Raw genomic sequence first — 2293 nt, 5'->3', positions numbered from 1 at the left:
CCTGACAGCAGACAACGCCCAAGTGGTCCGCTACTTCGTGGAGAACCGCCCCAACTATCTAGTGGCCACCATCGTCGACATCTCCGAAGGCGGTAGGGCGCCGAAGCAAAACCCGGCGATCTTCGCCCTGGCAATGTGCGCAGCCCTCGCCGACGATGGTGGCCACTAGATAGTTGGGGCGGTTCTCCACGAAGTAGCGGACCACTTGGGCGTTGTCTGCTGTCAGGTCCTTCGCTGAGGTGTAGTAGGTGCCGCCCTCGGTTCCCAAGGTGAGGAACCGGTGCAGTCTGGTCTCAACATCGGCGAGGAAGGTGTATCCGCCTGCGGCGTTGCGCTTCTGGCGTGGGTCGGACTGCTCGCTCTGCGGGGTACGGCGGGTTGAGACGGTGCTGAGAACGTCCACGATGCTCCTCCGGGTAGAGGAGCGGGCATGTCAGCTTCGACCGGGATTAGCTTCCCCAAAAGTTAACCGACCGAAATCCGGCCCGCTCCTCCGCCTAAGTTGGACAGAGGAGATGTGGGCGTGCATCGAAACCCGGTGGAAGGCTGACCACCCGAAGGTGTGCATTAGGCCGCTCTGCCACATGCCGGAGCATGGTGGGATTTGAACCCACGGTCAGAGGTAACCGAAGTCCTCCGGCCCACATCACCACTGTTCAGTTGTGAGGACGGGCATGGCAGTGTCAACCGGATCACGTAAACAGGTAACCGACTAACTCCGGCCCGTCCCTGCGCCCAACTGTACCCAAGTACAGCCTGGTTGCAAGGGCTTTTGTGTGCGTGTCGGAATCAGCCGATGTTTGGTGCGGGGTCGATCTTCTCGACCTCCGCGAGATCCACTGTCGTGCCTGCCCAGTCGGGTTCGGCGACGAAGGCGAACGGGTGTATCTCCTGTAATCCCTTGTTGTAGACCACGTTGGAGAAGATCACGTCGTAGATCAGGCCGCCGGACTTCGATGCGGGATCGTATGTGCCCAAACCCAACACGTCGGTGCCGGCGGTGAGTTTCACCCCAGCTGCGAGTGTGCCCGCGCGGGTGGTGGTGACCGTGGCGTTCGTTGCGGTCATCTGCGGCACGTCCTGATCGCCCAGGGCGTCGTTGAAGGTGACGTCATAGGGTCCGCCGTCGGGGCCGGTGACGTTCGCGTTCGACACCCCAACTGTGGATAGTGCCTCGAGTGTGGTCTCCACCGTGGCGGCGGTTGCGCCTTGCGGGATGTTGCTGGTGGTTTGACCGTTGTAGGTCAACGTGAACGGGTCACCGGTGACGGTGACACGCTGGATCTCATTAACCGGCGCGTCCTGGATAGTGCGGAGTACACCGTCCGTGTCGAAGCGGGCCTTGATCGGCGCCAGCGCAATCCCTTGCGGCGGAGTCAACGTGGGGCACCAGAGCAGCTTCCCGGTGCGGATACGCGGCCGGAATTCAATCGTTCCGCTGATGCGCTGCTGATCCGGAGTATCACCAGTGTCGGTGTAATCAACAACGATGGCCGTCAGTGTGGCCGTGAGCAAGAAGTACTCCAACTCAGCCACAACGTTCCCTTTGCACCGCGTCACCAATGTTGATGGTTATCGTGACGTCATTGCGTCCCTGGGGTTGGCAGAACGTCTCCGCGACGCAGAACCTGGGATGAACGTCCGTCACCCGAACCTTCAGATCCGGATAGACGCCGATCTTCTCTCCGGTCTCTGGATCGATGATGTCTTCACGGATTTGAAGCACCTCACCGGCTGTTACTCCGATGTCGGTGCCACCCGTGACTACTACGGTGTGCGCATCCAAGACCCGCGCAACCGACATGGCCAACGTCAGAACTTCTCCGGTGCCTGGCGCTCGAGGAAGTCGGGGTCCCCGTCGTGGCCGCCGATCCCGTCGAACGACCGCGGAACGTCTAGTCCGCGGATAACGCGGTCAAGCTCGACGGGGTCTTCCTTGCCCGCGACGGCCCGCGGCGTGTAGGTGATGGTGACCTCGAACTCGGTGCCGGGCTGCTTGTCCCGCGTGGTTTTGCGGGCGCCGGTGATCTCCGATTCCAGGGAGAACACCACCGGGATCGCGTCCCGCACGGACTGCACCGCGGCCTGCAGAATCGAGGCTTTCGGAACGGGGCCCTCGGCGGCGAAGACCTTCGTCACGATGGTCTTCTCCTTGCCGGCGTCGACCTCGGGGGCCTTCTCCGCGGAAGCAGCTTCCACCGGTGCCTCAGCAGGAGCTTCCTCGGGCTTGTCGTGGGTTCTGGGGGCCATGGTCACTCCTTGATTGCTGGTGTTACTGGCCAGTGGTGGGCGT

3 protein-coding genes and 1 tRNA gene are annotated in these 2293 nt (G+C 62.1%); all 4 read right to left on the bottom strand.

What is annotated here, in order from left to right; translation table 11 throughout:
• Positions 1-585: 585 nt before the first annotated feature.
• Positions 586-723 (bottom strand) — tRNA-Arg (locus A5695_RS28635).
• 66 nt (positions 724-789) lie between these two features.
• Complete coding sequence (locus tag A5695_RS16600) at positions 790-1536, bottom strand: hypothetical protein (RefSeq protein ID WP_068084219.1); 747 nt, start codon at positions 1534-1536, stop codon at positions 790-792.
• Positions 1529-1810 carry a hypothetical protein gene (locus A5695_RS16595; RefSeq protein ID WP_068084216.1) on the bottom strand — a complete coding sequence of 94 codons (282 nt, stop codon included), beginning with the start codon at positions 1808-1810 and terminating at the stop codon, positions 1529-1531. Before A5695_RS16595 ends, A5695_RS16600 begins: the two co-directional genes overlap by 8 nt.
• A 2-nt stretch (positions 1811-1812) precedes the next feature.
• Complete coding sequence (locus tag A5695_RS16590; RefSeq protein ID WP_156749701.1) at positions 1813-2250, bottom strand: hypothetical protein; 438 nt, start codon at positions 2248-2250, stop codon at positions 1813-1815.
• Positions 2251-2293 lie beyond the last annotated feature (43 nt).

It is taken from the genome of Mycobacterium sp. E1747 (assembly GCF_001667775.1).
GTDB lineage: Bacteria > Actinomycetota > Actinomycetes > Mycobacteriales > Mycobacteriaceae > Mycobacterium.
This window is presented reverse-complemented; position numbering and strand designations above follow the sequence as displayed.